This window comes from Candidatus Phytoplasma phoenicium (assembly GCF_001189415.1).
Classification (GTDB): Bacteria; Bacillota_I; Bacilli_A; order Acholeplasmatales; family Acholeplasmataceae; genus Phytoplasma; species Phytoplasma phoenicium.
This window is the reverse complement of the sequence record NZ_JPSQ01000047.1, coordinates 1-1,996: the sequence shown is the minus strand read 5'-3', so window position 1 is coordinate 1,996 and position 1,996 is coordinate 1. Positions and strand designations below refer to the sequence as shown.

Below are 1,996 nucleotides of genomic sequence, written 5' to 3'. Positions count from 1 at the left end.
GAAAATTAAAAAAAAAGTATTTATATTTAAAAAAAAATTAAAAGAAAAAATAAAAATAAATAAAAAATAAAAAAAAAAAAAAAAAAAAAAAAAAAACCACAACCAACAAAACAAAAAAAAAAAAAAAAAAAAAAAAAAAAATGAAAAAGAAAAAAAAAGAAAAAAAAAGAATAAGCAAGAAAATATAGACAAATTGGAAATGCAAAAAGAAAAAAAATAAAAAAATAAAAAAATAAAAAAATAAAAAAAAGAAAAATAAATAATTTTAAAAAATTCGTATTTGCTGAAAAGGATATATAAAGAAATATAAAACAGAAATGCTAAACAAATTATCAAAAATATTAAATATTTAATATCCAAATTATCATCACTACCTTATTTATTAATTTTTCAAAAACATTCAAAGTTGAGAATTTTTTCATATTAATTCTTGATGTTTTTTTATAAAAATTTTTTTGGCTATTGTAAGACAACAACTATAAAATATTAAGATGATTATTAATAAAATTATATACCATGGTTTTTCAAAAGGTGAAACAAATGCAAATGCTTTTTTAGTATAAGGGATACAAGGTAATATTGTAACAATAATCCCTCCTAATAAAAATAATCCAAGCATAATGCGATTTATTTTATAATTTTGTCGTAAATTTTCTGTTCTTAAATGATAAATTGTTAAAATTTGAGACCAAATGGAAAATATAAACCAACTTGTTTGTATAAATGATATATCTGTTACATTTTCTAATGTTATACTTGTCATTGACTTGTCATAAAATAAATTTAATCCTAAATAAAAAAATACATCGAACATGAAAGCTATAAAACCAAATAAAAGAGTAAAATGAATTATATTTTTAAAATTCCATTGTCTTGGTTTTTTCAAATAAATCGAATCTACATTATCTGAACCTAAACTTAAACAAATAATATCATAAATTAAATTTAAAAATAAAATTTGAATAGGTAATAAAGGTATAAATTTTAAACACAATGAAGCAAAAACGATACTTAAAATATTTCCGAAATTAGCTGCTAAAGTAAATTTAATATATTTCAAAGTGTTAGCGCTTAATTTACGTCCTTCTAAAATCCCATCTTGTAAAACTTTTAAATCTTCTCCTAAGAGAATGACATCAGCTGATTCTTTAGCTATGTCCACTCCTGAATTAACTGCAATAGCTAAATTGGCTGCTTGCATCGCAGCAGCATCATTAATACCATCTCCCATAAAACCTACAATATGTCCTTTTTGACGAAATAAAGAAACAATGCGACGTTTTTGTTCTGGATTTAATTTAGCTAAAATATTAATATTTAATACTTTTTGATATAGAATATTATCATTCATTTTTTCAATGTCTTTCCCTAGGAGAAATTCATCGGGGTGTTCCAATTGGATTTGCTTAGCTATATTTTGTGACAAAATTGCATCATCGCCTGTTAACATTTTGACTTTGACGTTATATTTGTTCAATGATTGGATAAGGTCAATAGCACTAGGTTTTGGTTTGTCATAAAAAGTTATCAAACCTATAAATGTCATGTTTTTTTCTAAATTATTATTCGAATTGTCATTTGTTACAAAAGAAGAAATTTCTTTATCAGCAATTCCAATAACACGTAAACCTTTTTGGTTGTAATATTTGGTTTGATTTATAATCTGTTCTTTATTTAAAGGTAAAATTTCTGATTTAAGTGTATTAGTCTCGATAATTTTAATTTTATTGCATATTGTTAGAATTTCTTCAACAGCACCTTTACTAATAATTCTTTTTTTTTGATTGTCATGATTCAAAACCACCACACTTACGATTCTTCGTTGGAAATCGAAAGGTATTTCATCAATTTTTTCTAAATCTTTAGTTAAATGGTCTATGCTGTTGATTTTTTTGATTTCATTAATTATAGCTAAATCAATAGGACGACTAGCTAACCCTGTTTGAAAAAAACTATTTAAAAAAGCATGTTCAATTATTTTTTTATTTTTTCGATT

Annotated in this window: 1 protein-coding gene; it reads right to left on the bottom strand. The window is 22.7% G+C overall.

From position 1 onward, the window contains the following. Positions 1-418: 418 nt before the first annotated feature. Positions 419-1,996, bottom strand: a 1,578-nt coding sequence (locus AlmWB_RS01170) for an HAD-IC family P-type ATPase (RefSeq protein ID WP_157022389.1), incomplete at its 5' end; no start/stop codon positions are given.